This is a genomic window from Microbacterium sp. NPDC058062, from assembly GCF_042885375.1.
Classification (GTDB): domain Bacteria; phylum Actinomycetota; class Actinomycetes; order Actinomycetales; family Microbacteriaceae; genus Microbacterium; species Microbacterium trichothecenolyticum_C.
On record NZ_JBHVSC010000001.1, the window covers coordinates 757,294 to 781,698 of the forward strand.

25 protein-coding genes are annotated in these 24,405 nt (G+C 71.4%); 10 read left to right on the forward strand and 15 right to left on the reverse strand.

Annotated features, from left to right (window positions below):
• Nucleotides 1–49: 49 nt before the first annotated feature.
• Both ACFVSU_RS03365 and ACFVSU_RS03370 read right to left on the reverse strand, forming a co-directional pair.
• On the reverse strand, nucleotides 50–514 hold the full coding sequence (locus tag ACFVSU_RS03365) for a hypothetical protein (RefSeq protein ID WP_387137990.1): 465 nt from the start codon (nucleotides 512–514) through the stop codon (nucleotides 50–52).
• Between the two features lie 32 nt (nucleotides 515–546).
• The gene (locus tag ACFVSU_RS03370; RefSeq protein ID WP_387138704.1) at nucleotides 547–2,442 is read right to left on the reverse strand and encodes a DEAD/DEAH box helicase; all 1,896 of its coding nucleotides are present in this window, start codon (nucleotides 2,440–2,442) and stop codon (nucleotides 547–549) included.
• 164 nt (nucleotides 2,443–2,606) lie between these two features.
• On the opposite strand from ACFVSU_RS03370, the gene ACFVSU_RS03375 reads away from it, so the two are divergent.
• Together ACFVSU_RS03375 and ACFVSU_RS03380 are read left to right on the forward strand one after the other, a co-directional pair.
• On the forward strand, nucleotides 2,607–3,467 hold the full coding sequence (locus ACFVSU_RS03375) for an SGNH/GDSL hydrolase family protein (protein WP_387137993.1): 861 nt from the start codon (nucleotides 2,607–2,609) through the stop codon (nucleotides 3,465–3,467).
• Between the two features lies 1 nt (nucleotide 3,468).
• Nucleotides 3,469–4,158 (forward strand): SDR family oxidoreductase, encoded by a 690-nt coding sequence (locus ACFVSU_RS03380; protein ID WP_387137996.1) that lies wholly within the window; start codon nucleotides 3,469–3,471, stop codon nucleotides 4,156–4,158.
• 21 nt (nucleotides 4,159–4,179) lie between these two features.
• Here ACFVSU_RS03380 and ACFVSU_RS03385 read toward each other — a convergent pair whose 3' ends face one another.
• The gene (locus ACFVSU_RS03385) at nucleotides 4,180–4,983 is read right to left on the reverse strand and encodes a TrmH family RNA methyltransferase (RefSeq protein WP_387137999.1); all 804 of its coding nucleotides are present in this window, start codon (nucleotides 4,981–4,983) and stop codon (nucleotides 4,180–4,182) included.
• 23 nt (nucleotides 4,984–5,006) lie between these two features.
• Nucleotides 5,007–5,780, reverse strand: a complete 774-nt coding sequence (locus tag ACFVSU_RS03390; RefSeq protein ID WP_387138003.1) for a class I SAM-dependent methyltransferase — start codon at nucleotides 5,778–5,780, stop codon at nucleotides 5,007–5,009.
• Between the two features lie 102 nt (nucleotides 5,781–5,882).
• Here ACFVSU_RS03390 and ACFVSU_RS03395 point away from each other — a divergent pair, with 102 nt between their 5' ends.
• Genes ACFVSU_RS03395 through ACFVSU_RS03405 form a run of 3 tightly spaced genes read left to right on the forward strand, consistent with a single transcriptional unit; the run spans nucleotide 5,883 to nucleotide 7,751 of the window.
• A complete protein-coding gene (locus ACFVSU_RS03395) occupies nucleotides 5,883–6,716 on the forward strand; it encodes a Sir2 family NAD-dependent protein deacetylase (protein ID WP_387138707.1) in 834 nt (277 codons plus the stop codon).
• A 38-nt stretch (nucleotides 6,717–6,754) separates the two neighbouring features.
• A complete protein-coding gene (locus tag ACFVSU_RS03400; RefSeq protein ID WP_387138006.1) occupies nucleotides 6,755–7,360 on the forward strand; it encodes a histidine phosphatase family protein in 606 nt (201 codons plus the stop codon).
• A gap of 10 nt (nucleotides 7,361–7,370) precedes the next feature.
• Entirely contained in the window at nucleotides 7,371–7,751 is a 381-nt protein-coding gene (locus ACFVSU_RS03405) for an iron chaperone (RefSeq protein WP_387138009.1), read from the forward strand.
• A gap of 21 nt (nucleotides 7,752–7,772) precedes the next feature.
• Here ACFVSU_RS03405 and ACFVSU_RS03410 read toward each other — a convergent pair whose 3' ends face one another.
• Genes ACFVSU_RS03410 through ACFVSU_RS03430 form a run of 5 tightly spaced genes read right to left on the reverse strand, consistent with a single transcriptional unit; the run spans nucleotide 7,773 to nucleotide 13,958 of the window.
• Nucleotides 7,773–8,582 carry an HpcH/HpaI aldolase/citrate lyase family protein gene (locus ACFVSU_RS03410; protein WP_387138012.1) on the reverse strand — a complete coding sequence of 270 codons (810 nt, stop codon included), beginning with the start codon at nucleotides 8,580–8,582 and terminating at the stop codon, nucleotides 7,773–7,775.
• The gene (locus ACFVSU_RS03415; RefSeq protein WP_387138015.1) at nucleotides 8,579–9,106 is read right to left on the reverse strand and encodes a MaoC family dehydratase; all 528 of its coding nucleotides are present in this window, start codon (nucleotides 9,104–9,106) and stop codon (nucleotides 8,579–8,581) included. The genes ACFVSU_RS03410 and ACFVSU_RS03415 overlap by 4 nt, the downstream gene beginning before the upstream one ends.
• 16 nt (nucleotides 9,107–9,122) lie before the next feature.
• Nucleotides 9,123–10,283, reverse strand: a complete 1,161-nt coding sequence (locus ACFVSU_RS03420) for an acyl-CoA dehydrogenase family protein (RefSeq protein WP_387138018.1) — start codon at nucleotides 10,281–10,283, stop codon at nucleotides 9,123–9,125.
• 16 nt (nucleotides 10,284–10,299) lie between these two features.
• Complete coding sequence (locus ACFVSU_RS03425; protein ID WP_387138021.1) at nucleotides 10,300–12,348, reverse strand: acetyl/propionyl/methylcrotonyl-CoA carboxylase subunit alpha; 2,049 nt, start codon at nucleotides 12,346–12,348, stop codon at nucleotides 10,300–10,302.
• Nucleotides 12,349–12,353: 5 nt separating this feature from the next.
• Nucleotides 12,354–13,958: a carboxyl transferase domain-containing protein gene (locus ACFVSU_RS03430; protein WP_387138025.1), complete on the reverse strand. Its 1,605-nt coding sequence runs from the start codon at nucleotides 13,956–13,958 to the stop codon at nucleotides 12,354–12,356.
• Nucleotides 13,959–14,093: 135 nt separating this feature from the next.
• On the opposite strand from ACFVSU_RS03430, the gene ACFVSU_RS03435 reads away from it, so the two are divergent.
• Together ACFVSU_RS03435 and ACFVSU_RS03440 are read left to right on the forward strand one after the other, a co-directional pair.
• Nucleotides 14,094–14,690 carry a TetR/AcrR family transcriptional regulator gene (locus ACFVSU_RS03435; RefSeq protein WP_387138028.1) on the forward strand — a complete coding sequence of 199 codons (597 nt, stop codon included), beginning with the start codon at nucleotides 14,094–14,096 and terminating at the stop codon, nucleotides 14,688–14,690.
• 29 nt (nucleotides 14,691–14,719) lie between these two features.
• Entirely contained in the window at nucleotides 14,720–16,537 is a 1,818-nt protein-coding gene (locus ACFVSU_RS03440) for an alkaline phosphatase family protein (RefSeq protein WP_387138031.1), read from the forward strand.
• Nucleotides 16,538–16,576: 39 nt separating this feature from the next.
• Here ACFVSU_RS03440 and ACFVSU_RS03445 read toward each other — a convergent pair whose 3' ends face one another.
• The 3 genes from ACFVSU_RS03445 to pdhA are packed head-to-tail and all read right to left on the reverse strand — an operon-like array spanning nucleotide 16,577 to nucleotide 20,123.
• Nucleotides 16,577–17,980 (reverse strand): dihydrolipoamide acetyltransferase family protein, encoded by a 1,404-nt coding sequence (locus ACFVSU_RS03445; RefSeq protein ID WP_387138034.1) that lies wholly within the window; start codon nucleotides 17,978–17,980, stop codon nucleotides 16,577–16,579.
• Nucleotides 17,980–18,990, reverse strand: a complete 1,011-nt coding sequence (locus ACFVSU_RS03450; protein ID WP_387138038.1) for an alpha-ketoacid dehydrogenase subunit beta — start codon at nucleotides 18,988–18,990, stop codon at nucleotides 17,980–17,982. Before ACFVSU_RS03450 ends, ACFVSU_RS03445 begins: the two co-directional genes overlap by 1 nt.
• Nucleotides 18,991–18,992: 2 nt before the next feature.
• Nucleotides 18,993–20,123, reverse strand: a complete 1,131-nt coding sequence (gene pdhA / locus ACFVSU_RS03455; protein WP_387138041.1) for a pyruvate dehydrogenase (acetyl-transferring) E1 component subunit alpha — start codon at nucleotides 20,121–20,123, stop codon at nucleotides 18,993–18,995.
• Between the two features lie 165 nt (nucleotides 20,124–20,288).
• On the opposite strand from pdhA, the gene ACFVSU_RS03460 reads away from it, so the two are divergent.
• Nucleotides 20,289–20,762 carry an Lrp/AsnC family transcriptional regulator gene (locus ACFVSU_RS03460; RefSeq protein ID WP_045302332.1) on the forward strand — a complete coding sequence of 158 codons (474 nt, stop codon included), beginning with the start codon at nucleotides 20,289–20,291 and terminating at the stop codon, nucleotides 20,760–20,762.
• Here ACFVSU_RS03460 and ACFVSU_RS03465 read toward each other — a convergent pair.
• Nucleotides 20,734–21,744 (reverse strand): DMT family transporter, encoded by a 1,011-nt coding sequence (locus ACFVSU_RS03465; RefSeq protein WP_387138045.1) that lies wholly within the window; start codon nucleotides 21,742–21,744, stop codon nucleotides 20,734–20,736. The two genes, ACFVSU_RS03460 and ACFVSU_RS03465, sit on opposite strands and share 29 nt — an antisense overlap.
• A gap of 75 nt (nucleotides 21,745–21,819) precedes the next feature.
• Between ACFVSU_RS03465 and ACFVSU_RS03470 the strand changes: the two genes are divergently transcribed.
• Nucleotides 21,820–22,374 carry a CGNR zinc finger domain-containing protein gene (locus ACFVSU_RS03470; protein ID WP_387138048.1) on the forward strand — a complete coding sequence of 185 codons (555 nt, stop codon included), beginning with the start codon at nucleotides 21,820–21,822 and terminating at the stop codon, nucleotides 22,372–22,374.
• Here ACFVSU_RS03470 and ACFVSU_RS03475 read toward each other — a convergent pair.
• Nucleotides 22,334–23,233 (reverse strand): alpha/beta fold hydrolase, encoded by a 900-nt coding sequence (locus ACFVSU_RS03475; protein WP_387138051.1) that lies wholly within the window; start codon nucleotides 23,231–23,233, stop codon nucleotides 22,334–22,336. The two genes, ACFVSU_RS03470 and ACFVSU_RS03475, sit on opposite strands and share 41 nt — an antisense overlap.
• A gap of 89 nt (nucleotides 23,234–23,322) precedes the next feature.
• Between ACFVSU_RS03475 and ACFVSU_RS03480 the strand changes: the two genes are divergently transcribed.
• Nucleotides 23,323–24,054, forward strand: coding sequence for a 3'-5' exonuclease (locus ACFVSU_RS03480; protein WP_387138055.1), 732 nt, complete (start codon nucleotides 23,323–23,325; stop codon nucleotides 24,052–24,054).
• 67 nt (nucleotides 24,055–24,121) lie between these two features.
• Here ACFVSU_RS03480 and ACFVSU_RS03485 read toward each other — a convergent pair whose 3' ends face one another.
• Nucleotides 24,122–24,376, reverse strand: coding sequence for a type B 50S ribosomal protein L31 (locus tag ACFVSU_RS03485; RefSeq protein ID WP_045302322.1), 255 nt, complete (start codon nucleotides 24,374–24,376; stop codon nucleotides 24,122–24,124).
• Between the last annotated feature and the right edge of the window lie 29 nt (nucleotides 24,377–24,405).

Consider the following 24,405-nt stretch of genomic DNA (forward strand, 5'->3'; position numbering starts at 1 on the left):
CCCCTCAGGCCCGAAACCGAGGATTGCCAGCATTTCGGGTTTCCGAACCTCACCGACCCTCGAGGGCGCCCCGCAGCCCGAGCTCGCCCCGGCGCATGACGAACGCGTGAGCGCGCTCGAAGACCGGCCGCAGCACCCAGCCGGTGGCGTTCATCCACGCCCGCCGGGTCTCGACGTCCCAGTGGAACGTGATGACGGATGCCGCGTCGCCGTCCGCGTCGACGTTCACAAGGCCGCTCCCCCGGAGGTCGCCCTCGCTCGACGCCCCGATCGCGCGGCCGGGCTCGATGTCGCGGAGCTCCAGGAGCACGCGGAGCGAGTAGCCGAGCGGGCTCCGGACGGCGAGCACCATCCGCTCCCCCGCGACGATCCGGCGGGGAGGCATCGGCAGCGTCAGAGCGGGCCACCAGCGCGGACCGGCGCCGGGGCGCAGCATCCGTTCCAACTCCGCCCATGCGCGCTCCGGCGACGCGGGCACGCGCCACCGCGACACGAACGAGTACGTCGCGGGCATGCCCGGAGTCTAGGCGCGCGGGCAGCCGGGAGTCAGGAGCGGACGCGCTTGCGCAGCACGTCGATGCGGGACTGCAGCTGGGTCACCGTGGCGTGCGACACGGCGGGGCCGCCGCAGATCCGGCGCAGCTCGGCGTGCACGAGGCCGTGGGCCTCGCCCGTCTGGCGGGCGTAGAGGCCGACGAGGCTGTTGAGGAGCTGGCGCTGCTCCTTGAGCGTGCGATGCAGCGCCTGGGGCAGCGCGGGCTCATCCTCGGGCGCCGTCGCCTCCTGAGCCTCGCGGGCGGTGCGGTGCCGGGATTGCCGCGAGACCCGCGACATGAGCACGTCGTGCACCTGGTCGGGTTCGAGAAGACCCGGGATGCCCAGGAACTCCTCCTCCTCGGGGGTTCCGGGCACGGCGAGCTGCCCGAACTCCTTGCCGTCGAACAGCACGCGGTCGAAATGCGCGAGCGAGCCCAGCGCCTGGTACGTGAACTCCTCTTCGAGCGCGTCGGAGGCCTTGTCTTCGCGCTCCGCCGCGTCCATGAGGTCTTCTTCGGCGTTCCACTCGTCCTCGCCGTCGGAGTCGCGGTCCAGCGCGTGGTCGCGCTGGCGCTCCATCTCGTTCGCGAGGGCGAGCAGCTGCGGCACGTTCGGCAGGAACACGCTCGCGGTCTCGCCGCGGCGCCGGGCGCGCACGAAGCGCCCGATCGCCTGGGCGAAGAACAGCGGGGTCGAAGCGCTCGTCGCGTACACGCCGACGGCGAGGCGCGGCACGTCGACGCCCTCCGACACCATGCGCACCGCCACCATCCATCGGGTGGTCGCCTTCGAGAACTCCTCGATGCGGCTCGACGCCTCGGCCTCGTCCGACAGCACGACCGTCGGCATCTCGCCGGTGAGGTCCCGCAGGATCGAGGCGTAGGCGCGCGCGGCGGTCTGATCCGTCGCGATCACCAGGCCACCGGCATCCGGAACGTGCTCTCGCACCTCGGTGAGGCGCCGGTCGGCCGACCGCAGGACAGCGGGGATCCAGTCGCCTTCGGGATCGAGCGCGGTGCGCCAGGCCTGCGAGGTGATGTCCTTGGTGTTGTCCTGGCCGAGCTGCGCCTCCATCTCTTCACCGGTCTTCGTCCGCCAGCGCATCTGGCCGGCGTAGACCATGAAGAGCACGGGGCGCACGACCCCGTCCTCGAGCGCGCGGCCGTAGCCGTACGCGTAGTCGGTGCGCGAGAGGCGGATGCCCTTGGCGTCGGGGTGGTACTCGACGAACGGGATCGGCGCCGTGTCGCTGCGGAACGGGGTTCCGCTGAGCAGCAGCCGGCGGGTCGCCCGCGCGTACGCCTCGCGGAGGGCGTCGCCCCAGCTCAACGCATCGCCGCCGTGGTGCACCTCGTCGAGGATGACGAGCGTCTTCGCGTCCATCGTGAGCCGCTGATGGACGGATGCCTTGACCGCGACCTGCGCGTACGTCACGGCGACGCCGTGGTACTGGCGCGCGGGGGCGAAGTGGCGGTTGCTGAAGGCGGGGTCGAGGCGGATGCCCACCCGGGCGGCCGCGTCGGCCCACTGCGTCTTGAGGTGCTCGGTCGGCGCGACGACGACGATGCGGTTGATGACGCGGCGTCGCAGCAGCTCGCTCGCGAGGCGGAGGGCGAATGTCGTCTTGCCGGCGCCCGGGGTGGCCGCCGCGAGGAAGTCGCGGGGTCCGCCGCCCGGGCCGTCGGGGCCGTCCAGTCCGAAGTAGAGATCGAGGGCCTCGGCCTGCCAGGCCCTCAGCCGCTGGGCGGTTCCCCACGGAGCGCGCTGCGGGTACGTCGGGGAGAGGTGCTCCGCGGCGAAGCTTCCGATGTGCGGCTCGGCGCCGTGCGGCCCGGTGGTGAGCCTGCCTTCGGCGGAAGGCTCGGTGAAGTGGTTCTCGGGGAGGGCGGGCGGCGATTCGAGCATCGTTTCGTCCGTCACCGATCACACCTCCCCCGTAGACAACGAGTCACCACGATAGACGACGCGCACGACATCGGGGCTCGCGGCGACATCGTGCGGCAGCATCCGCCGATGTCCCCCGCCGCGATAGCCTGACTGTCGGTCACGAGCCGAGGAATGGAAGACGGATGTCCACGAGAGAAGATCCCCGCAGCCCCTTCGTCGCGAACGCCGGGCCGCACCCGTGGCGCCGTTACGTCGCGATCGGCGACTCGTTCACAGAAGGCGTGGGCGACCCCGAGCCGTCGGCCCCGAACGGGTTCCGCGGCTGGGCGGACCGCGTCGCCGAGGTGCTCTCGGAGCAGGTCGACGACTTCGCCTACGCCAACCTCGCGATCCGCGGACGCCTCATCGGCCAGATCGTCGACGAGCAGGTGGCGCCGGCGATCGCCCTCAAGCCCGACCTCGTGACCTTCTCGGCCGGAGGCAACGACGTCATCCGGCCCAACGGCGACCCCGACCACGTCGCACAGCTCTTCGAGGACGCCGTCGTTCACCTCTCCCGCGACGGCGCGACCGTCGTCGTCTTCACCGGCATCGACACCGCGTTCACGCCCGTGTTCCGGGGCATCCGCGGAAAGGTCGCCATCTACAACGAGAACATCCGCGCGATCGCCGACAAGTACGACTGCATCGTCGCCGACCAGTGGGCGCTCAAAGAGGTGCAGGACATGCGCTTCTTCGACGACGACCGCCTGCACTACAACGCGCTCGGCCACCACGAGGTCGCGCGCATGGTGCTGCGCGCCCTGAACGTGCCGAACGACCTGCAGCCGATGCAGCCCGACCCGCTTCCGCTGCGCACGTGGCGCGAAGCGCGGGCTGTCGACGTCATGTGGGCGCGCGAGTACCTCGTGCCGTGGGTGCTGCGACGCCTGCGCCATCAGTCGTCCGGCGACAACGTCACGGCCAAGCGCCCCGACCCGCTCCCGGTGATCACGCTGGCACCCGGGCACGATCCCGCGGCCGGCCGCGGCGAGGAGGCCTGACGTGGCGACGCACCTCGTCACCGGTGCCGGTTCCGGCATCGGCGCGGCGCTGACCGAGCGGCTCGCGGCCCGCGGCGCCGACCTGTGGCTGCTCGCACGGGACGCCGGTCGTGCGGCGCAGCTGCGACAGCGATTCCCGGGCGCGCAGACCCTCGTCGGCGACCTCGCCGACCCCGCGCGGCTGTCGTGGGCGTTCAGCCACCAGAGCGTGCCGCCGCAGCTCGACTCGCTCATCCATGTGGCCGGTGTCGTGGAGCTCGGAGCGATCGGCGAGACGCCGGTCGCGACGTGGCAGCACCAGCTCAACGTCAACGCCGTGGCACCGGCGGAGCTCACCCGCCTCATGCTCCCCGCCCTCCGCACGGCCCGCGGGCGCGTCGTCTTCGTGAACTCCGGCGCCGGTCTGCGCGTCAGCCCCGAGTGGGGTTCGTACGGCGCGAGCAAGTTCGCGGTGCGCGCCGTCGCGGATGCCCTCCGCGAGGAGGAGCGCGCGAACGGCGTGCGCGTGACCACCGTGTACCCCGGCCGCACGGCGACGCCCATGCAGGAGAAGGTGCACCAGCAGGAGGGCGCCGACTACGACGCGTCGCAGTGGATCGACCCGGCATCGGTCGCGACGGCGATCCTGGCGGCCCTCGACCTGCCCCGCGACGCGGACCTCACCGAGCTGATGGTGCGACCGGGCGCCTGACCTCGGCGACGGTGGCGCAGGTCAGCGCGCCCGCAGCTCCCAGATCGCGACCGCGCTCGCCGCGGCGACGTTGAGCGAGTCCACGCCACCGGCCATCGGGATCGTGACGACCGTGTCGGCCGCTTCGAGGGCGCGTCGCGACAGCCCGTCGCCCTCGGCGCCGAGCATCAGGGCCACCCGCTCCGGACGGTGAGAACTGAACTCGTCGAGCGACACGGCGTCGTCCGCGAGCGCGAGCGCCGCCAGCTCGAAGCCGGCGTCGTGCAGCGCACCCCGGGCCTCGCGCCACTCGGGCAGCCGCGTCCACGGCACCTGGAACACGGTGCCCATGCTCACGCGCACGCTCCGCCGGTACAGCGGGTCGGCGCATCTCGGGCTCACGAGCACCGCATCGGCGCCGAGTCCGGCCGCCGCGCGGAAGATCGCGCCGACGTTCGTGTGATCCATGATGTCCTCGAGCACGACCACGAGCCGCGCGTTCGCGACGACCTCGGTGACCGACGGGAGCTCGGGGCGGTGCATCGACGCCAGCGCACCGCGGTGCACGGCGTAGCCGGTCAGCGACTCGGCGATCTCGGGGGCGACGACGTACACCGGCACCGAGGCATCCGTCACGAGCTCCTCCACGTCGGGGAGCCACTTCTCCTGCACGAGCACCGAGCGGGGCCGGTGGCCGGCCGCGATCGCACGACCGATCACCTTCGCCGACTCGGCGATGTACAGGCCGCCCTCGGGCTCGATCACGCGCCTCAGCGCGACGTCGGTGAGATCGCGGTAGTCCGTGAGGCGCTCGTCGGAGGTGTCGGTGATCTGGATCGCGTGCATCGCGTCCCATCGTCGCACGGCGCTCAGGCCGGGGTGCCGACCGCCGTCCAGGCCCGCGCCGTCACCGTGAACGCGCCGTCGCCGAGTTCGTCGCGCAGCGCCGTCTCCAGGCGGGCGACCTCGCCCGGGTCGAGCGTGGCGACGTAGCGGCCGGCCGGTCCGACGCCGAGGAGGAACGGATCCCACCAGTCCGCGAAGCCGCGGAACGACACGGTGCACTCGACCACCGTCTGCGTGACGTCGGCGAGCCCCGCCCGCCGGAAGATGTCGACGAGCTGCCCGGAGGCGGCGCCGCTGAGACCGGCCTCCCCGCGGACGCCGTCGTCGAGCCGGCGCGCCACACGCCAGAACGTCGAGAGCGGTCCGCCGTCGCCGGCGTGATCCCACACGCAGGCCGAGACCCGGCCGCCGGGCGCCGTCACGCGGCCCATCTGCGTCACCCCACGGACCGGGTCCGACATGAAATGCACGACGAGCTGAGCCAGCGTCGCTCCGAACTCCCCGTCGGCGAACGGCAGATGCTCTGCCTCTGCGACACGTACGTCGACGCCGGGGCACAGCTCCTCGGTCGCTTCGACGAACGCCGGCTCCGGATCCGCGGCGCTCACCGCCGCAGGACCGCGACGCGTCACGAGCTCGAGGGTCAGCATCCCGGGTCCGCAGCCGACGTCCAGCAGCCGGGCGTCCGCATCGACGCCTTCGAGCCCGACGGTCGCGAACTCGACCGCCAACGGGGTCGAGAAACGGCCCATGAAACGCGCGTACTCGTCGGCGCTGACGCACCCGAAGCTGCCCACGCGTTCATCCTGGCACGCCCTGCCGCTTCGTAACATCCCGGAAAACCACGGGGCCTACACTCGACGCGAAGGGGGTGCGCCGTGACGACGATCGCGACCGGAATGGACGCCCGGACAACGGATGCCGTGGCCCAGGCCATCGCCACGCTCTCGGGCCGGCGGATCGCCGTGCTGACCGGGGCGGGCGTCTCGACGGACTCCGGCATCCCGGACTACCGCGGGGCCGGAGCGCCGGTGCGGACCCCGATGACCGTCGAGCAGTTCCTCTCGAGCGATGCGTCGCGCCGTCGCTACTGGGTCGGCAGCCACCTCGGGTGGCGGGCGTTCGCGTCCGCCGAGCCGAACCCCGGGCACCGCGCGATCGCCGATCTCGAGGCTCGAGGACTCGCCACCGGCGTCGTGACGCAGAACGTCGACGGGCTCCACGTGCGCGCCGGCAGCCGCCGCGTCGTCGAGCTGCACGGAACGATGCGCCGCATCTTCTGCACCCACTGCGGCCAGGTCTTCGACCGACGTGACCTCGCCCGCCGCGTCGAGGACGACAACCCGTGGATCCGCGTGCCCGAGAACGTCGCACTCGGACCCGACGGCGATGTGCTCCCCGAGAGCACCGAGGGCTTCCGCATCCCGGAATGCAGCGTGTGCGGAGGGATGCTGAAGCCCGATGTCGTCTTCTTCGGCGAGTTCATCCCCGCCGAGAAGTTCCGCGAGGCGGAGCAGCTCGTGCACACCAGCGAGGCGCTCATCGTGGCGGGATCCTCGCTCGTGGTGAACTCCGGCATCCGGCTGCTCGAGCGTGCGCGGCGCCGGCGCCTGCCTGTCGTCATCGTGAACCGCGGGGCCACGCGCGCGGACGCCCGGGCGACGGTGAAGATCGACGCCGGGACCAGCGAGGTGCTGCGCGCCCTCGCCGACGGGCTGCCCGCCCTCGCCTGAGCGGCTGACGCCCAGGAGGCCCGGGTAGGGTCGAACGCATGACCGCGCTCACCCTGATCCGCCACGGCGAGACCGATTGGAACCGCGACCGGCGCATCCAGGGAGCGACCGACATCCCCCTCAACGACACCGGGCGCGCCCAGGCCCGCGCGACCGCGCAGGTGCTGCGCGAACGCCTCGACGGCAACCTGCCCGTCACGATCGTGTCGAGCGACCTCGCCCGCGCCCGCGAGACCGCGGAGATCATCGCCGCCGAGCTCGGCCTCGACGCGCCGCGTACGTACGCCGGACTGCGCGAGCGCGCCTACGGCGAGGCGGAGGGCGTCGGGATCGACGAGTTCCGCACCCGCTGGGGCGACTGGTACACCGCAGAGGTTCCCGGCGCCGAGCCGTGGGCCGATCTGCGCACCCGCGCCATCACGGCGCTCGGCGGCGTCGTGCGGGACCACCGCCGCGCCACCGCCCCCGCCTCGGCCTCGCTCATCGTCGTGAGCCACGGCGCGCTCATCCGTGAGGTGATGCGCCACGCCACGGCCGGCGAACTGCCGCTGGAGGGCGAGCGCCTCGCCAACGGCGCGACCCACGACTTCGTGTACGAGCGCGATCACCTGCGGCTCGTGACCTACGCGGGGCTGGTGGCCTAGGCTCGGCGCCATGGCCGCGCCTGCCACCGTCGACGAGTACATCGCGGGGTTTCCTCCCGAGGTGGCCGAGAGACTCGCCCGCGTCCGCGCCGAGATCGTGGAGGCCGTCTCGACGGCATCCGGCACGCCGCCCGAGCAGAAGGTGCGTTACGGCATCGCGGCCGTCATGCTCGGCGGGCGCTACGCGCTCCACTTCGCCGGCTGGAAGAAGCACATCGGCCTCTACCCGGAGCCGACTCTTCCCGAGCCGCTGGAGTCCGAGATCGCGCCCTATCGGGCTGAGAAGGACTCCGTCGTCTTCCCGCACTCGAAGGACGTGCCGTACGAGCTCATCGGCCGGGTCGCGCGCGAGATCGCGGACGAGCGCGTCCGTCAGTCGGCGGCGGACTGAAGCGCCCGCCGGGTCGCGCCGTCAGCCGTCTGCGCGGGCCAGCACGCCGCGCGCGTGGCGCAGCACCGGTTCGTCGACCATCCGCCCGTCGTAGGAGAACACGCCGCGCTCGCCCTCCGCTGCCGTGAGGACGGCGCGCGCCCACGCCACAGTCTTCTCGTCGGGGCGGTAGGCGGCACGGATGACGGCCACCTGACTCGGGTGGATGCACGCGGTGGCGCGGAAACCGGATGCCGCAGCATCCGCCGCCTCGATGGCCAGGCGCTTCGCGTCCTCGATGTCGAGGTGCACGGCGTCGATCGCGGCCTTGCCGCGTGCGCCCGCCGCCAGCAGCACGCGAGACCGCGCATAGCGGGCGATGTCGCGGTAGCGGCCGTTGGGCTTGCGGCTGGAGGTTCCGCCGATGCTGGCGACGAGGTCCTCCGCACCCCACATCATGGCGACGACGTTGTCGAGCGCGGCGATGCGGTCGGCCTGGGCGACGCCCTTCGCCGTCTCGCACAGGGCGACGACCTCGAAGCGCGCGTCGATGCGACGGATGCGCTTGGGCGACTCGGACTTCGCGACCATGATGCGCCGGTAGTCCGTCTGCGACAGCGTCGCGAGGTCGGCGGTGAACGCGTCGGTCTCGGGCGGGTTCACGCGCACGATCACGCGCGCCGGATCGAGCTCGGATTCGATGAGGTGTCCGCGCGCCGCGGTCTTGTCGGCGGGCGCGACCGCGTCTTCGAGGTCGAGGATGACGGCGTCGGCACGCTCGAACGCCTTCTCGTACCGCTCGGGGCGGTCTGCGGGGCAGAACAGCAGCGCGGGGCCGAGGTCGAAGCTCATCGGGTCTCCTCCGGGGTCTCGGGTGCGCACCACATCAGCGCCGTCCGGGTGGCGAGGGCGACGACCTCGCCCCGCTGGTTGCGGCCGGTGTGGCGCAGCGTCACGATCCCCTGCCCCGGTCGCGAGGCCGAGAGCCGCTTGTCGAGCACTTCGGTCTCGGTGTACAGCGTGTCGCCGTGGAACAGCGGCGCCGGGAACGACACGTCGGTGAGGCCGAGCTGGGCGACGAGCGTGCCCTGCGTGATCTGCGAGACGGATGCCCCGACCATCGTCGCGAGCGTCCACATCGAGTTCATGAGGCGCTGGCCGAACGGCTGGGTCTCGGAGAAAGCGGCGTCGAGGTGGAGCGCCTGCGTGTTCATCGTGATCGACGAGAACAGCACGTTGTCGGCTTCGGTCGCCGTGCGGCCGGGGCGGTGCAGGTACCGCGCCCCGACCTGGAGCTCGTCGTAGAAGAGCCCGCGCTGCACGATCTCTCGCGCCGCCCCGGCCGGGGCGTCGTGGTCGGGAGCGTCGGGGGTCACGTCTGTCACGCTACCCTCACGCCACGCCGAGCGCCCGCGCGATCACCAGCAGCTGCACCTCGTTCGTGCCCTCGCCGATCTCGAGGATCTTCGAGTCGCGATAGTGCCGCGCGACCGGGTACTCGTTCATGAAGCCGTTGCCGCCGAAGATCTGGGTGGCGTCGCGGGCGTTTTCCATGGCCGCGTCGCTCGCGGTGAGCTTCGCCATCGCCGCCTGCGTCTTGAAGGGCTTGCCGGCATCCCGCAGGCGGGCCGCGTGGTGCCACGCGAGCCGCGCGACGTGCACGCGCTGCTGCATGCGCGCGAGCAGGAACTGGATTCCCTGCCGCGTCGAGAGCGCGTCGCCGAACACGGTGCGCTTCTTGGCGTAGTCGACGGCCGCGTCGAGGCATCCTTCCGCCGCTCCCGTGGCGAGCGCGGCGATCGCGATGCGCCCCTCGTCGAGGATGTGGAGGAAGTTCGCGAAGCCGCGCCCCTCGGTGCCGAGCAGGTTCCCTGCGGGAACGCGCACGTCCTGGAAGGTGAGCGGGTGCGTGTCGGACGCGCGCCAGCCGACCTTGTCGTAGCCGGGTTCGACGGTGAAGCCGGGCGTGCCGTGGGGCACGACGATGGTCGAGATCTCTTTGCGGCCGTCGGTCTCGCCCGTCACCGCGGTGACCGTCACGAATCGCGTGATGTCGGTGCCCGAGTTGGTGATGAACTGCTTCGACCCGTTGATGACCCACTCGTCGCCGTCCCGGCGCGCGGTGGTGCGGGTGGCACCGGCGTCCGATCCCGCCTCCGGCTCGGTGAGGCCGAACGCGGCGAGCGCGCGCCCCGCCAGCAGATCGGGCAGGAGCTCCTGCTTCTGCTCGTCGGTGCCGAACCGGAACACCGGCATGGCTCCGAGGCTGACGCCCGCCTCGAGCGTGATCGCGAGCGACTGGTCGACGCGGCCGAGCGCCTCGATCGCGAGACATAGCGCGAAGTAGTCGCCGCCCTGACCGCCGTACTCCTCGGGGAACGGCAGGCCGAAGAGCCCCATCTCCCCCATCTGGGCGACGACGTCCATCGGCAGGGTGTGCGTGCGGTCGGCCTCGTACGAGACGGGCGCGACGACCTCGTCGGCGAACTGCCGCACCAGCGCGGCGAGCTCGCGCTCGTCCTCGCTGAGGTCGTAGGTGTCGTAGCTGTCCATTGCTGCTCCTCGGGTGTCAGGAGGTCGGCGCGGGCGCCTCGTGGGCGTCCGCTTCGGGTGAGGGGGCGTCGCCGGGCGTGTCGAGTGCGACGTGCGCGAGCACCTGGTCGCGGCGCACCTGTGCGCCGACGGCGACGTCGACGCGCACGACGCCGTGGTGCGGAGCGAGGACGGGGTGCTCCATCTTCATCGCCTCGATCGTGACGATGCGGTCGCCGGTGGCGACGGTCGCGCCGTCGGCCACGTGCACGGCGACGACCGCGCCCGGCATGGGCGCGCGCAGTTCGGGATCGGATGCCGCGGCCTCACGCTCGCGGGCCGCCAGGCGTCGCTCCATGGCGGCGCGGCGGCTGAGCGGGCGGAGGCGATGCGTCGCGCCGTCGGCGTGCACCCAGACCCATCCGTCGGCGTCGACTGCCGTGCGCGCCGGCGACGCCGTCGCCGCGGTGGCGCCTGTGGCCGCGTCGGGCACTCCCACGTGACCGGAAGCGCCACTTCCGCCGGTCGTCACGGCGTGCACGGCACCGGAGTCGTCGAGGAGCCGGATCACCGGCGGCACGGCGGGCGCGCCCGCACGCCAGCCTGCGAGCTCCCGCCAGGCCATACCGCTGTGCGCAGGACGCAGGGCGCCCGTGCCGCCCGCGTCGGTCGACGCCGCTGCGCGCAGCGCTGCAGCGCTCGGCGCGCTCGCCGTGTACGGCGGCATACGGTCGATGAGGCCCGTGTCCATGTCGCCCGTCTGCACGCCCTCCTCGGCGAGCAGGGCACGGAGGAAGCCGATGTTGGTGTCGAGCCCGAGCACGATCGTCTCGGCGAGCGCGCCGTCGAGACGATCGAGCGCCTCCGTGCGGTCGGCGCCGTGCGCGATGACCTTCGCGATCATCGGGTCGTAGTCCGCCGTCACGGCACTCGCGGTCTCGACCGCCGAATCGGTGCGGACGCCCTCGGCAGGCCGCCACACCAGCACCTCGCCGGTAGCGGGGAGGAACCCGCGCTCCGGCGTCTCGGCATAGACCCGCGCCTCGATCGCGTGGCCGTCGAGGTGCACGTGGTCCTGCGAGAACGAGAGCGGCTCCCCCGCGGCGATCCGCAGCTGCTGCTCGACCAGGTCGAATCCGGTCACGAGCTCGGTGACGGGGTGCTCGACCTGCAGGCGCGTGTTCATCTCGATGAAGAAGAACTCGTCGGGACGGTCCGCTGCGACCAGGAACTCGACCGTGCCGGCACCCCGGTAGTCGACGGATGCCGCGGCCGCGCAGGCCGCCGCGCCCAGGCGCGCACGGGTGTCGGCGTCGACCGCCGGCGACGGCGCCTCCTCGATCACCTTCTGGTGGCGGCGCTGCAGCGTGCACTCGCGCTCGCCGAGGTGGACGACGCTCCCGTGCGCGTCGGCGAGCACCTGCACCTCGATGTGACGCGGGCGCTCGATGAGCCGTTCGAGGAGGAGCGTGTCGTCGCCGAACGCGGCAGCCGCGACGCGGCGGGCGGTCGCGAGGGCGTCCGGCAGCTCCGCGGTCGAGCGCACCACCTGCATGCCCTTGCCGCCGCCGCCCGCCGACGGCTTCACCAGGAGGGGGAAGCCTGCGTTTTCGGCGGACGCCGTGATCTCAGCATCCGTCATCCCCGCCGCACTGAACCCGGGCACCGTCGGCACGCCGTGCGACGCGACGTGCTCCTTCGCACGGATCTTGTCGCCCATCACGGCGAGCGCGCGCTCGCCGGGGCCGATGAAGACGATGCCCGCCTCGGCGCAGGCTCGCGCGAACGCGACGTTCTCCGACAGGAAGCCGTAGCCGGGGTGGACGGCCTGCGCCCCGCTCGCGACGGCCGCGGCGACCACGGCGTCGATGTCGAGGTACGACTGCGCGGCCGCGGCGGGCCCGATGCGGACCGCGTCGTCAGCCTCGCGCACGTGCGGCGCGTCGGCGTCGGCGTCGCTGTAGACGGCGACCGAGCGGATGCCGAGACGCCGGAGCGTGCGGATGACCCGGCGGGCGATCTCGCCGCGGTTGGCGACGAGGACGGTGTCGAACCCTTCGGCGGGCTCGGGCAGGGGGAAGAGCATGACAGTCACATCCGGAAGACGCCGAAGCGCGGTTCGGGGAGCGGGGTGCGCGAGACGACGTCGAGCGCGAGGCCGAGGAGGTCGCGGGTGTCGAGCGGGTCGATGACGCCGTCGTCCCACAGCCGGGCAGTCGCGTAGTACGGGTCGCCCTGCTCCTCGTAGCGCGCACGGATCGGGGCCTCGAAGTCCGCCTGGTCGTCCGCCGACCACTCCTCACCGCGCGCCTCGAGATGGTCGCGCTTGACGGTCGAGAGCACGGAGGCCGCCTGATTGCCGCCCATGACGGAGATGCGGCTCGCCGGCCACGTCCACAGGAACCGCGGGGAGTACGCGCGTCCGCACATCGAGTAGTTGCCGGCGCCGAACGACCCGCCGATGACGACGGTGAGCTTCGGCACCCGCGTCGTCGCGACGGCCGTGACCATCTTGGCGCCGTCCTTCGCGATGCCGCCCGCCTCCGCGTCGCGTCCGACCATGAAGCCCGAGATGTTCTGCAGGAACAGCAGCGGCACCCCGCGCTGATCGCACAGCTCGATGAAGTGGGCCCCCTTCTGGGCGGATTCGCTGAACAGCACGCCGTTGTTGGCGACGATGCCGACGGGGTGCCCGTGGATGCGTGCGAAGCCGGTGACGAGCGTGTCGCCGTACTCCCGTTTGAACTCGTGCAGCTCGCTGCCGTCGACGAGGCGCGCGATCACCTCGCGCACGTCGTAGGGCTGGTTCACGTCGACCGGCACGACTCCGTACAGATCGGATGCCTCGGCCACCGGTTCGACCGCCGGCAGGACCTCCCAGGCGGGTTCGGCCGGCGCCGGCAGGGTCGCGACGATGTCGCGCACGATCTCGAGCGCGTGCTCGTCGTCCTCGGCGAGGTGGTCGACGACCCCGGAGCGACGGGCGTGCAGCTCTCCCCCGCCGAGCTCCTCGGCGGTGACGATCTCGCCGATCGCGGCCTTCACCAGGGGCGGGCCGCCGAGGAAGATCGTGCCCTGACCGCGGACGATCACCGTCTCGTCGCTCATCGCCGGCACGTAGGCACCGCCTGCGGTGCAGGAGCCGAGCACGGCGGCGATCTGCGGGATGCCCGCGGCCGACAGCCGGGCCTGGTTGAAGAAGATGCGGCCGAAGTGGTCGCGGTCGGGGAACACCTCGTCCTGCATCGGCAGGAAGGCGCCGCCGGAATCGACGAGGTAGACGCAGGGCAGACGGTTCTCGAGGGCGATCTCCTGCGCCCGAAGGTGCTTCTTGACGGTGAGTGGGTAGTACGTCCCGCCCTTCACCGTCGCGTCGTTGCACACCACCATCACGTGGCGGCCGTGCACCAGCCCGATCCCCGCGATCACGCCCGCGGCAGGGGCCTCTCCCTCGTAGAGGCCCTCCGCGGCGAGCGGCGCGACCTCGATGAACGCGCTCCCCTCGTCGAGCAGGCGCGTGACGCGGTCGCGCGGCAGCAGCTTGCCGCGCGAGACATGCCGTTCCCGCGACGCGGCGGGTCCGCCGACGGATGCTGCGGCCAGCCGCTCGCGCAGCTTCTCGGCCAGTTCCCGCTGGGCGTCGCGCGTGCGCGCGAAGGTCTCGTCGTGCACTGCGGTGGTGCTCAGCACGCTCATCCGGGTCTCCCGCGCATCTTCCTCGACGTCACGATCGGATCACGTCCGTTGTCTGGACGCGATCGAATTGGTTAGTGTTCACTAACTGAGGTTCAGGTTAGCGAGCCTTAACTGGATTTACAAGCGGAGCAGCAGATGACGAACGGTGTCACCGATCGCGATCGCGCGAAGGCCGACCGCCACGCGGCGATCCTCCACGAGGCGGCCGCCCTCTTCGCCGAACGCGGCTTCAGCGGCGTCAGTCTCGAAGACATCGGCGGAGCGGTCGGGGTCAGCGGTCCCGCCCTCTACCGCCACTTCGCCAACAAGCAGGCGCTGCTCGGCGCCATCCTCGTCGAGGTGAGCGAGCGGCTGCTGGCGGGCGGGCGCACCGTGATCTCGGCTCATCACGAGGCCGCCGACCAGCTGGACGCGATCATCGCCTTCCACGTGGAGTTCGCGCTGCGCGACGCCGACGTCATCCGCGTGCAGGACCGCGATCTCGCGAGCCTCAGCGACGACGACCGCCACACCGTGCGCCGTCTGCAGCGGGAGTACGTGGAGGTGTGGATCGGCATCCTCTCCACCGTCCACCCGGAGCGCGACGAGGACGATCTCCGCGTGCGCGCGCACGCCTGCTTCGGCCTCATCAACTCGACGCCCCACACCGTGCGCGCGTCGCGGTCGCGCCCCGGCGAGCGCGATGTGCGCGGCATCCTCCGCTCGATGGCGCACGCCTCCCTGACCGCCTGAGCACGGCGAGGGCCTAGTCTGGACGGACCATGACGGGGCATGGGCAGCACGACGACGCCGGGGCGGGGCACGTCGAGGGCACCGAGACGTCCACTGACTCGCGTGCGCCCGAGCCGGGCGACGCCAGTTCGCGTCGGGACTTCCTGAAGCTCGGCGGAGTCGCCGCCGCAGGGCTGGTCGTGGGCGGCGCAGTGGGTGCCGCGGCCGGCGCCTCCCTCGGTCACACGATCGGATATCGCGAAGGGTCGGTCGACGTGGGCGCCGTGCCGCCGCGCTCCGAGCCCGGGTTCGACCACGTCGTCGTGCTGATGGGCGAGAACCGGTCGTTCGACAACCTCCTGGGGTGGCTCTACACGCCCGAGAACCTTCCCGACGGCGCCACCTTCGACGGGCTCGCGTTCGGCGACTACGCCAACACGGCCCCCTCCGGCGAGCGCGTCGCCGTCCACGCCTATTCGGGGCCCACCGACCATGTGATGGCTCGGCCCGACCCGGATCCCGGCGAGGAGTTCCCGCACGTCAACACGCAGCTGTTCGGTGTCGTCGACCCGCGGGAGAACGCCGCGAGCCAGGTGGGCGACATGGTCGCCCCGTTCAACGCGCCGCCGTCGGGCACCGCGCCGACGATGGAGGGCTTCCTCCACGACTACTGGAACAACCTGACGCGGCTGCGCCACGGCACGGAGCCCACGATCGAGGAGGCGTCGCACATCATGGGCGGCTTCTCCCCCGAGCAGCTCCCGGTGCTGTCGACCCTTGCGAAGGGGTTCGCGGTCTTCGACGCGTGGTTCGCGGCCGTGCCGTCGCAGACGTACTGCAACCGCTCGTTCTTCCACGCGTCGACGTCGCACGGCTTCGTCACCAACAAGCACGGCGGGGGCTACGACAAGTGGCTCGACGCGGCGCCGACGCCCACGATCTTCAACCGGCTCGAGGACGCGGGCCTCCCATGGAAGGTCTACTTCGACGAGATGCAGCTCGTCTCGCTCACCGGCATCCTGCACGCTCCGGTGCTGCAGAAGTACTGGCGAACCGGCCGGTTCGGGCACATGTCGGAGTTCTTCGACGACGCGAAGGCGGGCAAGCTTCCCGCGTACGCCTTCATCGAGCCGCGGCTGGTCTACAACCACAACGACTTCCACCCGCCGTTCGGGGCGCTCCGCGAGAGCGAGGTCGACGGCTCCGCGGTGGTGGACTCGGCCGTGTCAGACGTGCGCGCGGGCGAGAAGCTGGTGGCCGACGTCTACGACGCGATCAAGCAGAGCGCGACGCCGAGCGGATCGAACGCCATGAACACGCTGCTGCTCATCACATTCGACGAGCACGGCGGGACGTACGACCACGTCCCGCCGCCGACGGCGACCCCGCCTGTCGCCGACGACGATCCGGGCGAGATGGGGTTCGCGTTCGACCGACTCGGCGTCCGCGTTCCGACGATCGCCGTGTCGGCCTACACGCGTGCCGGCACCATCGTGCACGACGAGATGCACCACGCCGCGGTCGCCGCGACCCTCGCACGGCTGCACGGGCTGCGTCCGCTGACGCGGCGCGATGCCGAGGCGCGCGACCTGTTCTCGGTGGTGAACCTCGACACTCCCCGCGACCCGGCGAGCTGGCCCGTCGTGCACCCCATGTACGTGCCGCCCAACCCCGCCGAGGATCAGCTGGCCGACCTCAAGGACGGGCCGCACAAGGACAAACCCCTCAGCCCGCCGGGACGCGGCCTGCTGGGGCTGCTGCAGGCGCGGTACGCCGCGGCCGGCGCCGCGGAGCCTGAGACCTACGCCGAGGCGTACGACGTGCTGCAGAAGCACGGCCTCGGACTCTTCTACCCGAAGGAGGACTGACCGGCCGGCCCCCAAGGTGCCGGCCGGTCAGCGGCCTCGTCAGCGCATCAGCATGGCTCGTCCGGGCTCCCGGAGGACGTCCGCGACGTCCACGAGGAAGCGCGATCCCTGCTCGCCGTCGACCAGTCGATGATCGAACGACAGCGCGAGCGTCATGACGTCGCGCAGCGCGATCTCGCCGCGATGCTCCCAGGGCTGGCGCCGCACCGCGCCGAGGGCGAGGATGCCCGCCTCCCCGGGGTTGATGATCGGCGTTCCGGCGTCCACGCCGAACACGCCGACGTTCGTGATCGAGAACGTGCCGCCCATCATGTCGGCCGGCGACGACTTGCCCGCGCGTGCGGTCTCCGCGAGCCCGCGGATCGCATCGGCCAGTTCGACCAGCGTCAGCTCCTGCGCGTCGCGGATGTTCGGCACCACGAGCCCCCGCCCGGTCGCCGCAGCGATCCCGAGGTTCACATAGTGGTGCTCGACGATCTCACCCGCCTCGTCGTCCCACTTCGAGTTGAGCCCGGGGTGGCGGCCCAGCGCGAGGCACACGGCCTTCGCGGCCACGGCCATGATCCCGATCCGGTGCTCCTGCAGGTCGCGGTCGCCCTTCAGCGAGGCGATGAGCTCGCTCGTCGCCGTCACGTCGACGGTCAGGAACGTCGTGACGTGCGGCGCGGTGAAGGCGCTGCGCACCATGGCGTCCGCGGTCATGCGCCGCACCCCGCGGATCGGCGTGCGCGTCGTGCGCTCCCCCGCGGCGGCCGGCATCGGCATCTCGAAGGTCTCGACAGGCTCGGCGGCAGCCGGCGCGGTCGCCGTGGCGCCCACGCGGGTCGCGTAGGCCTCGACGTCGGCGCGCGTGATCACCCCGGACGTGCCACTCGCCTCGACGAGCGCCAGGTCGATGCCCAGCTGCTTGGCGAACTGCCGCACCGGCGGTGTCGAGCGCGGTCGCTCGACCGGGCGCTCCACGACGTCGGCGAACTGGATCGCGTCGTGCGGAGCCGCCTCGAGGACGGCGGTGTCGGATGCTGCGGCCACCGAGCCCGCGACACGCGCGCGGCGCTGCGGGCGCCCGGCGCCCTGGGGCGTCGCGCCGTAGCCCACGAGGTTGGGCTCGGACTTCGCCGGCTCGGCCGGCGCGCTTGCCGCCGCCTCGGGAGCGGACGCCTGGGCTGATTCGGCAGGCGCTGCGGGCGCAGCATCCATTCCGCCGATGTCGAAGGAGATCAGCACCGAGCCGACCGCGACGACATCGCCCGCTCCGGCGTGCAGCGCCGTGATGGTGCCGGCGTACGGCGACGGCAGCTCGACGACGGCCTTCGCGGTCTCGACCTCGGCGATCGTCTGGTTGAGGGTGACCGTGTCGCCGACGGCGACGAGCCACTGCACGAGCTCGGCTTCGGGGAGTCCCTCCCCGAGGTCGGGGAGCTTGAAGTCCTGCACCGCCATCAGTCCAGCACCCCGCTCAGGCTGTTCGGCCGGTCCATGACGCGGTCGACGGCGTCGAGGATCCGGTCGAGGTCGGGCAGGTGGTGCTTCTCGAGCTTCGCGGGCGGGTACGGGATGTCGTGCCCGGTGACGCGCTGCGGCGCCGCCTCGAGGTAGTTGAAGCAGCGCTCGGTGACGCTGGCGACCAGCTCGGCGCCGACGCCCGCCTCACGAGCTGCCTCGTGGGTGACCACGACGCGCCCCGTCTTGCGGACGGATGCGGTCACCGTGCGGTAGTCCACCGGCGAGATCGAGCGCAGATCGATGACCTCGATCGAGACGCCGTCGTCTTCGGCGGCAGTAGCGGCATCCAGGGCTGTGAGCACCTGTGAGCCGTAGGTCAGCAGCGTCACGTCGCTGCCCTCGCGCGCCACGCGGGCCAGGCCCATCGGCGGGGCGTCGGCGAGCTGGACGTCGAGGTCGACCTCGCCCTTGGTGTGGTACAGCCGCTTGGGCTCGAAGTAGACCACCGGGTCGTCGGACGCGATCGCCTGCCGCAGCATGACGTAGGCGTCCTGCGGGTTCGACACCGCGATGACGCGCAGCCCCGAAGTGTGCACGAAGTACGCCTCGGGCGACTCCGAGTGGTGCTCCGCGGCACCCACGCCGCCCGCCCACGGGATGCGGATCGTGATCGGCATCTTCACGTTGCCGCGCGTGCGGTAGTGCAGCTTCGCGACCTGGCACACGATCTGGTCGAACGCCGGGTAGACGAAGCCGTCGAACTGGATCTCGACGACGGGCCGGTAGCCGCGGAACGCGAGCCCGACGGCGGTGCCCATGATGCCGGCCTCGGCGAGCGGCGTGTCGACCACGCGCTGCGCCCCGAACTGGTCGAGGAGGCCGTCGGTGATGCGGAAGACACCACCGAGCTTTCCGATGTCCTCGCCCATGACGAGGACCTTGTCGTCGTCCGCCATCGCGCGGCGGAGTCCTTCGTTGATGGCCTTCGCCATCGTCAACTGCGTCATCGTCACACCCCCTCGGCTGCCGGGGCGAACCCGTCGAGGTACGCACCGAACCACTCGCGCTGCTCCGTGAGGCCCGAGTGGGGCTCCGCGTAGACGTTGTCGAGCACGGTCAGCGGGTCGCGGGTCTTCGCGGTCATCGCCGCCTCGCGCACGGCCGCGGCGAGGGCATCGGCGTCGGCCTCGACGCTCGCCACGAAGGCCTCGTCGAACTCGCCGCGCGACCGCAGGAGTGCCTCGACGCGCGCGATCGGGTCGCGGCGGCGCCACTTCTCGACCTCTTCCTTGTCGCGGTACCGGGTCGGGTCGTCCGAGGTGGTGTGCGGGCCCATGCGGTAGGTCACCGCCTCGATGAACGCGGGGCCGTTGCCGCGGCGCGCGTTGTCGAGCGCCCAGCGCATGGCCGCGAAGCACGCCAGCACGTCATTGCCGTCGACGCGCATGCTGGGGATGCCGAAGCCCGGGGCGCGGCCGGCGATCGGGAACTTCGCCTGCACCGTGACGGGCTCGGAGATCGCCCACTGGTTGTTCGTGCACACGAACACGACCGGCGCGCGGAAGGAGGAGGCGAACACCATCGCCTCGTTGACGTCGCCCTGGCTCGACGCGCCGTCGCCGAAGTAGGCGACCGACACCTGGTCGGTGCCGTCGCGCTGCACGCCCATCGCGTAGCCGACCGCATGCAGCGCCTGCGCGCCGATGATGATCTGCTGCGTGGCGGTGTTGATGTCGTAGGGGTTGTAGGTCGAGTGCTCCTCGCCGCGCCACGCGAGCACGAAGTCCGCGGGCTTGCCGCCGCGGGCGTAGACGACGCCGGTCTCGCGGTAGCTCGGGAAGGCGAAGTCATCGGCGCGGAGGGCGCGGGCGGTGCCGATCTGGGTCGCCTCCTGGCCCTGGCACGGCGGCCACAGGCCCAGCTGGCCCTGCCGCTGCAGAGCGACGCCCTCGGTGTCGATGCGCCGCAGGAGAACCATGTCGCGGTACAGGCCGCGCAGTGTCGCGGCGTCGACGTCGGCCACCCAGCGATCGAGCTCGGGGTCGGCGATGCGCTCGCCGTCGGGGGTCAGCAGTCGCGCGACATCCTCGATGTCGGTGGCGAGATCCGCTGTGGGTGTCAGGGTGTGCGTCATCGTCATCACTCCTCGTTGCGGGCCCCCTCGTGAGGAGCCGCTTCGCGTGCGCCGGCCACTTCGCCGGCTGCTTCAACGGTACGTCCGCATCGCACCTCGCTCAAGCATTCGAGGACTTCTTGAGCATGTTGACAACTCACGCCCACAAAAGGCGTGCTAACGTTTCGCACTATGAGTGCCCTCGATCACGTCGACCTGGAGCTGCTGGCAGCGCTCTCCGCCGACCCGCGCGCGACCGTCGTCGCACTCGCCGAACGACTCGGCCTCTCTCGCAACACCGTCCAGGCGCGCATGTCGCGCCTGGAGAAGGCGGGCGTCTTCCTGTCGTACGAGCGAGCCATCTCATCCGCCTCGCTCGGGTTCCCGATCGAGGCGTTCATCAGCGTCATCGTGCGTCAGGCCGACCTGCCCCGCATCGCCGTCGAACTCGCCCGCGTCCCGGAGGTCGTGCAGGCGCACGGGTTGTCCGGTCAGGTGGATCTGCTGGTGCGGGTCGCGTGCCGCGACACCCAGCACCTCTTCGACACCGACGCCCGCATCCTCGCGATCGAGGGTGTCGAGCGCACCGAGACGTCGCTCGTGATGGGCGAGGTCATCGCCCATCGCGTGACGCCGCTCATGGAGCTGGCACGACGGGAGTCGTAGCCGCGGCGCCCTTCGGGTTCCCGGTCGACGACGCGTCTGCGCGCACGAGGACCACGCCGACGAGGATCAGCGACCCTCCGACGAACTGGACGGGTGCGGGCACCTCGGCGAGGAAGATCCACGCGAACATGAGGGCGAACAGCACCTCCGAGAGCCCGACGAACGAGGCGACCCGCGAGCCGATGCGCGGGACCGCCATCACGCCCAGCGCGTAGCCCAACGTCGTCGCGATCGCGGCCACCCAGAACAGCGGCATCCACCACGGCACCGCCACGCCTGCGAGCACCACATCGACGGCCGGCGCCTGGAAGGGCATGATGCCGGTGAGGCACAGCACGCCCATGACGATCGCACCGGTCAGCAGGCCGCTGGCGGCCAGCGCGAGCGGCGGCAGGTCGTCACCGGCCCGCTCCGAGATCACGAAGTACGCGCACACGCACACCGCGGCGGCGAGGGCCAGGAGCGTCCCGATCAGGTCGAACGAGGCGCCCGAGATGTCGACGACGAGCACCAGACCGACCATCGCGACCGCCGAGCCCCACAGCACGAGCGCCGACGGCGCTTTGCGCGTGCGCACCCACACCGCGACGACGAGCATGACCGGCGCGAGGTACTGGATCAGCAGCGCCACGGCCACCGGCATGCGCTGCATCGCCGAGAAGAAGAAGAGCTGACAGCCCAGCACCGGCATCAAGCCGAAGCCGACGATGAGCCGCCAGTGCCGCCGGAGGAAGCCGCGCTGCCGCATGATCGCCAGGAACAGCGCCGGCGAGAGCACGAGGCCCGCGACTCCCATGCGAACCAGCAGCGCCGCTCCGAGCGACCAGCCGGCCTCGAGCAGGGGCTTCACGAAGGGACCGCTCGACGAGAACGCGAGTGCCGAGGCGACGCCCATGACGAGCCCGCTGGTGCGCATTCGCGCGTTCGCGCGGAAGGCCGCGCTCGGGGCGATGACGGGAAGGGACGCGGTCGAGACGGTCATGGGCGGCATCCGGCTGTCAGGGGTGAAGACTGCTTACACTGGTGACAGTAGCGGAACGGTATGTCAGGAGTCAACGTGGTTTTCATTCATGACACACGGAGGACGCTGATGATGGTCGTCGACCTCGTCAACACACTCCCCGGCTTCGACGACGAAGACACCCTGCAGACGCTCGACGACCTCGACGCGTTCCTCGTGCGGCAGCCCTACACGGGGACGATCCATCGCGATGCCGAGACCCTCGACGCCGTGCGAACGGTGCGCGCGCGGCTCCGGCAGCTCTGGGAGGTGGACCGTGGCGGTGCTGTGCCGCTCGTGAACACGATGCTCGCGGACGGCGAGGCTCTCCCCCGCCTCGTCATCCACGACGACTACGACTGGCACATCCACGCGACGTCCGACGAGTCACCTCTCGCGACGCGCATGATGGTCGAGGCCGCCATGGCGTTCGTGGACGTGATCCGCTCCGACGAGTACGGGCGCATCCGCATCTGCGACGCCGACGACTGCGACTCCGTCTACATCGACTATTCGAAGAACGGGTCCAAGCGCTACTGCGACACCGGCAACTGCGGCAACCGCATGAACGTCAACGCGTACCGGCGTCGGAAGGCGCGAGAAACCGCGTGATCGCGTCGGCGGCCGCCGCCGGCGTCTCGTAGTGGATGAGGTGCCCGACGTCGGGGATCTCCACCAGTTCCGCGTCCGGGAACATCTTCACGAGCTTGCGCTCGGCTTCGATGGGCGTGATGTCGTCCCTCACCGCGGCGACCAGCAGCGTGGGCTGGGCGATGCGCGGTGCGAACGCGCGCACGTCGTTCGACACGGACGCCACGAAGGCGTCGTGCAGCACGTCGCGGTCGGCGAAGCGTGAGAAGTACGTGTCGTGCTGATCGTGCACGAATCGACGGATGCCGGAGTCCTTGGTCTTCGCCATCGAGACGCTCATCACCCGCACGATGAGCCCGTTGCGCAGGAGGGCCTCGCCGAGCCGCTTCGGCAGCTTCGCGCCTGCCCAGTAGTAGAAGACCGCCAGCCTCGTGAGGATGCCTCGCGGGCCCTCCAGTGCCGGGGCGCCGATCGGGTTGACGAGGATCACCCGCGGCGTCTCGAGGCCTCCGGCGACAGCCGCCGCGACGACGATCGAGCCGAACGAGTGCCCGAGGATCACGGCCCCCGGGGCGACGACCGCAGCGAACTCGCGGAGCCACTCGGCGTAGAGGTCGAGGTCGTGGGTGCGGCCGGGGACAGGCGCCGTCTCGCCGAAGCCGGGAAGGTCGGGCGAGATCACGCGCACGCTCGGCAGGTGCGCGACGACGGGCTCGAGACCGTGGTGCTCGCCGCGGAAGCCGTGCACCGCGACGATCGTCACCTCGGCGTCGGCGGGACCGTAGACCCAGAACGCCGTCGTGCCGCCGAGCACGGCGGCCTCGCGCCGCTCGACCGGGATCACGTCGAGGAGCGGGGCGTACGGGTTGGGCGCTGTCACCCGTCGAGTCTACGAGGACTCCCCCGGGTCCCGGCTGTGCGCGGAGCGCCTGCCCGGGGATGTCGGAGGCGACGCATACCGTGAACGGCATGAGCCGCGCACATCCCGAACAGCTGCCGCTGTGGGATGTGCCGGACTGGGTGCGCATGGTCGGGGTGTTCGATCTCGAGACCACCGGCATCGACGTCACCGGCGATCGCATCGTGACGGCCCACGTGGGCCTGCTGGACGCCTCGGGCCGCGTCGTCCGCGCCCGCGACTGGCTGGCCGATCCCGGCGTCGAAATCCCCGAGGGCGCGAGCGCGATCCACGGCATCTCCACGGAGCACGCCCGCGCGAACGGCCGACCGGCCGCCGAGGTGATCGCGGAGCTGGTCACGGCCGTCCGAGCCCTCCTCGATGCCGGCATCCCCGTCGTCGCGTACAACGCGCCGTTCGACTTCTCGCTGCTCAAGTACGAGTCGCTGCGTCACGGCATCGCGCCGATCGAGGACCCGTCTCCCGTGATCGATCCCCTCGTGGTCGACAAGGCGTACGACCGGTGGCGCAAGGGCAAGCGCACGCTGGAGGTCGTCGCGGCGCACTACGCAGTGAGACTGGATGCCGCGCACGAGGCATCGGCCGACGCGGTCGCTGCCGGCCGCGTCGCGCAGGCGCTCGCCGAGCGGTTCGCGCCGTGGCTGCCCGACACGGTGCACGAGCTGCACACGCGCCAGATCGGCTGGGCCCGGGCCCAGGCGGAGAGCCTGACCGAGTACTTCATCCGCATCGGCAGGATCGATCCCGACGACCGACTGGACGGTCGCTGGCCGATCCGCTGACCGGCGTCGCCCGCACGTCCCGCAAACGCGGAAGACCCCGCCGAAGCGGGGTCTTCCGGGTGACTGCTTACTTGGAGCCGCCGAAGTTCTTGAAGCGCTGGTTGAACTTCTCGACACGACCGGCCGAGTCCATGATGCGCTGCTTGCCCGTGTAGAACGGGTGCGAGGCCGACGAGATCTCGACGTCGATGACGGGGTACTCGACGCCGTCGAGCTCGATCGTCTTGTCGCTGGTCACCGTCGAGCGGGTGAGGAACGTCTCGCCCGAGCCGAGGTCACGGAACACGACGGCCTGGTAGTCCGGGTGGAGGTCAGTCTTCATGATGGTCCTTTGAGGATGGTGCCCTGGAT

Bases quoted from the DNA above. Each gene is read 5' to 3' on its own strand.
- ACFVSU_RS03400 (WP_387138006.1), top strand. From the start codon at position 6,755: ATGACCGCGCTCACCCTGATCCGCCACGGCGAGACCGATTGGAACCGC.
- ACFVSU_RS03420 (WP_387138018.1), bottom strand. From the start codon at position 10,283: ATGGACAGCTACGACACCTACGACCTCAGCGAGGACGAGCGCGAGCTC.
- ACFVSU_RS03405 (WP_387138009.1), top strand. From the start codon at position 7,371: ATGGCCGCGCCTGCCACCGTCGACGAGTACATCGCGGGGTTTCCTCCC.
- ACFVSU_RS03485 (WP_045302322.1), bottom strand. From the start codon at position 24,376: ATGAAGACTGACCTCCACCCGGACTACCAGGCCGTCGTGTTCCGTGAC.
- ACFVSU_RS03445 (WP_387138034.1), bottom strand. From the start codon at position 17,980: ATGGCGGTGCAGGACTTCAAGCTCCCCGACCTCGGGGAGGGACTCCCC.
- ACFVSU_RS03375 (WP_387137993.1), top strand. From the start codon at position 2,607: ATGTCCACGAGAGAAGATCCCCGCAGCCCCTTCGTCGCGAACGCCGGG.
- ACFVSU_RS03370 (WP_387138704.1), bottom strand. From the start codon at position 2,442: ATGCTCGAATCGCCGCCCGCCCTCCCCGAGAACCACTTCACCGAGCCT.
- ACFVSU_RS03460 (WP_045302332.1), top strand. From the start codon at position 20,289: ATGAGTGCCCTCGATCACGTCGACCTGGAGCTGCTGGCAGCGCTCTCC.
- ACFVSU_RS03365 (WP_387137990.1), bottom strand. From the start codon at position 514: ATGCCCGCGACGTACTCGTTCGTGTCGCGGTGGCGCGTGCCCGCGTCG.
- ACFVSU_RS03450 (WP_387138038.1), bottom strand. From the start codon at position 18,990: ATGACGCAGTTGACGATGGCGAAGGCCATCAACGAAGGACTCCGCCGC.
- ACFVSU_RS03465 (WP_387138045.1), bottom strand. From the start codon at position 21,744: ATGACCGTCTCGACCGCGTCCCTTCCCGTCATCGCCCCGAGCGCGGCC.
- ACFVSU_RS03425 (WP_387138021.1), bottom strand. From the start codon at position 12,348: ATGCTCTTCCCCCTGCCCGAGCCCGCCGAAGGGTTCGACACCGTCCTC.
- ACFVSU_RS03395 (WP_387138707.1), top strand. From the start codon at position 5,883: ATGGACGCCCGGACAACGGATGCCGTGGCCCAGGCCATCGCCACGCTC.
- ACFVSU_RS03430 (WP_387138025.1), bottom strand. From the start codon at position 13,958: ATGAGCGTGCTGAGCACCACCGCAGTGCACGACGAGACCTTCGCGCGC.
- ACFVSU_RS03480 (WP_387138055.1), top strand. From the start codon at position 23,323: ATGAGCCGCGCACATCCCGAACAGCTGCCGCTGTGGGATGTGCCGGAC.
- pdhA (WP_387138041.1), bottom strand. From the start codon at position 20,123: ATGACGATGACGCACACCCTGACACCCACAGCGGATCTCGCCACCGAC.
- ACFVSU_RS03410 (WP_387138012.1), bottom strand. From the start codon at position 8,582: ATGAGCTTCGACCTCGGCCCCGCGCTGCTGTTCTGCCCCGCAGACCGC.
- ACFVSU_RS03435 (WP_387138028.1), top strand. From the start codon at position 14,094: ATGACGAACGGTGTCACCGATCGCGATCGCGCGAAGGCCGACCGCCAC.
- ACFVSU_RS03440 (WP_387138031.1), top strand. From the start codon at position 14,720: ATGACGGGGCATGGGCAGCACGACGACGCCGGGGCGGGGCACGTCGAG.
- ACFVSU_RS03385 (WP_387137999.1), bottom strand. From the start codon at position 4,983: ATGCACGCGATCCAGATCACCGACACCTCCGACGAGCGCCTCACGGAC.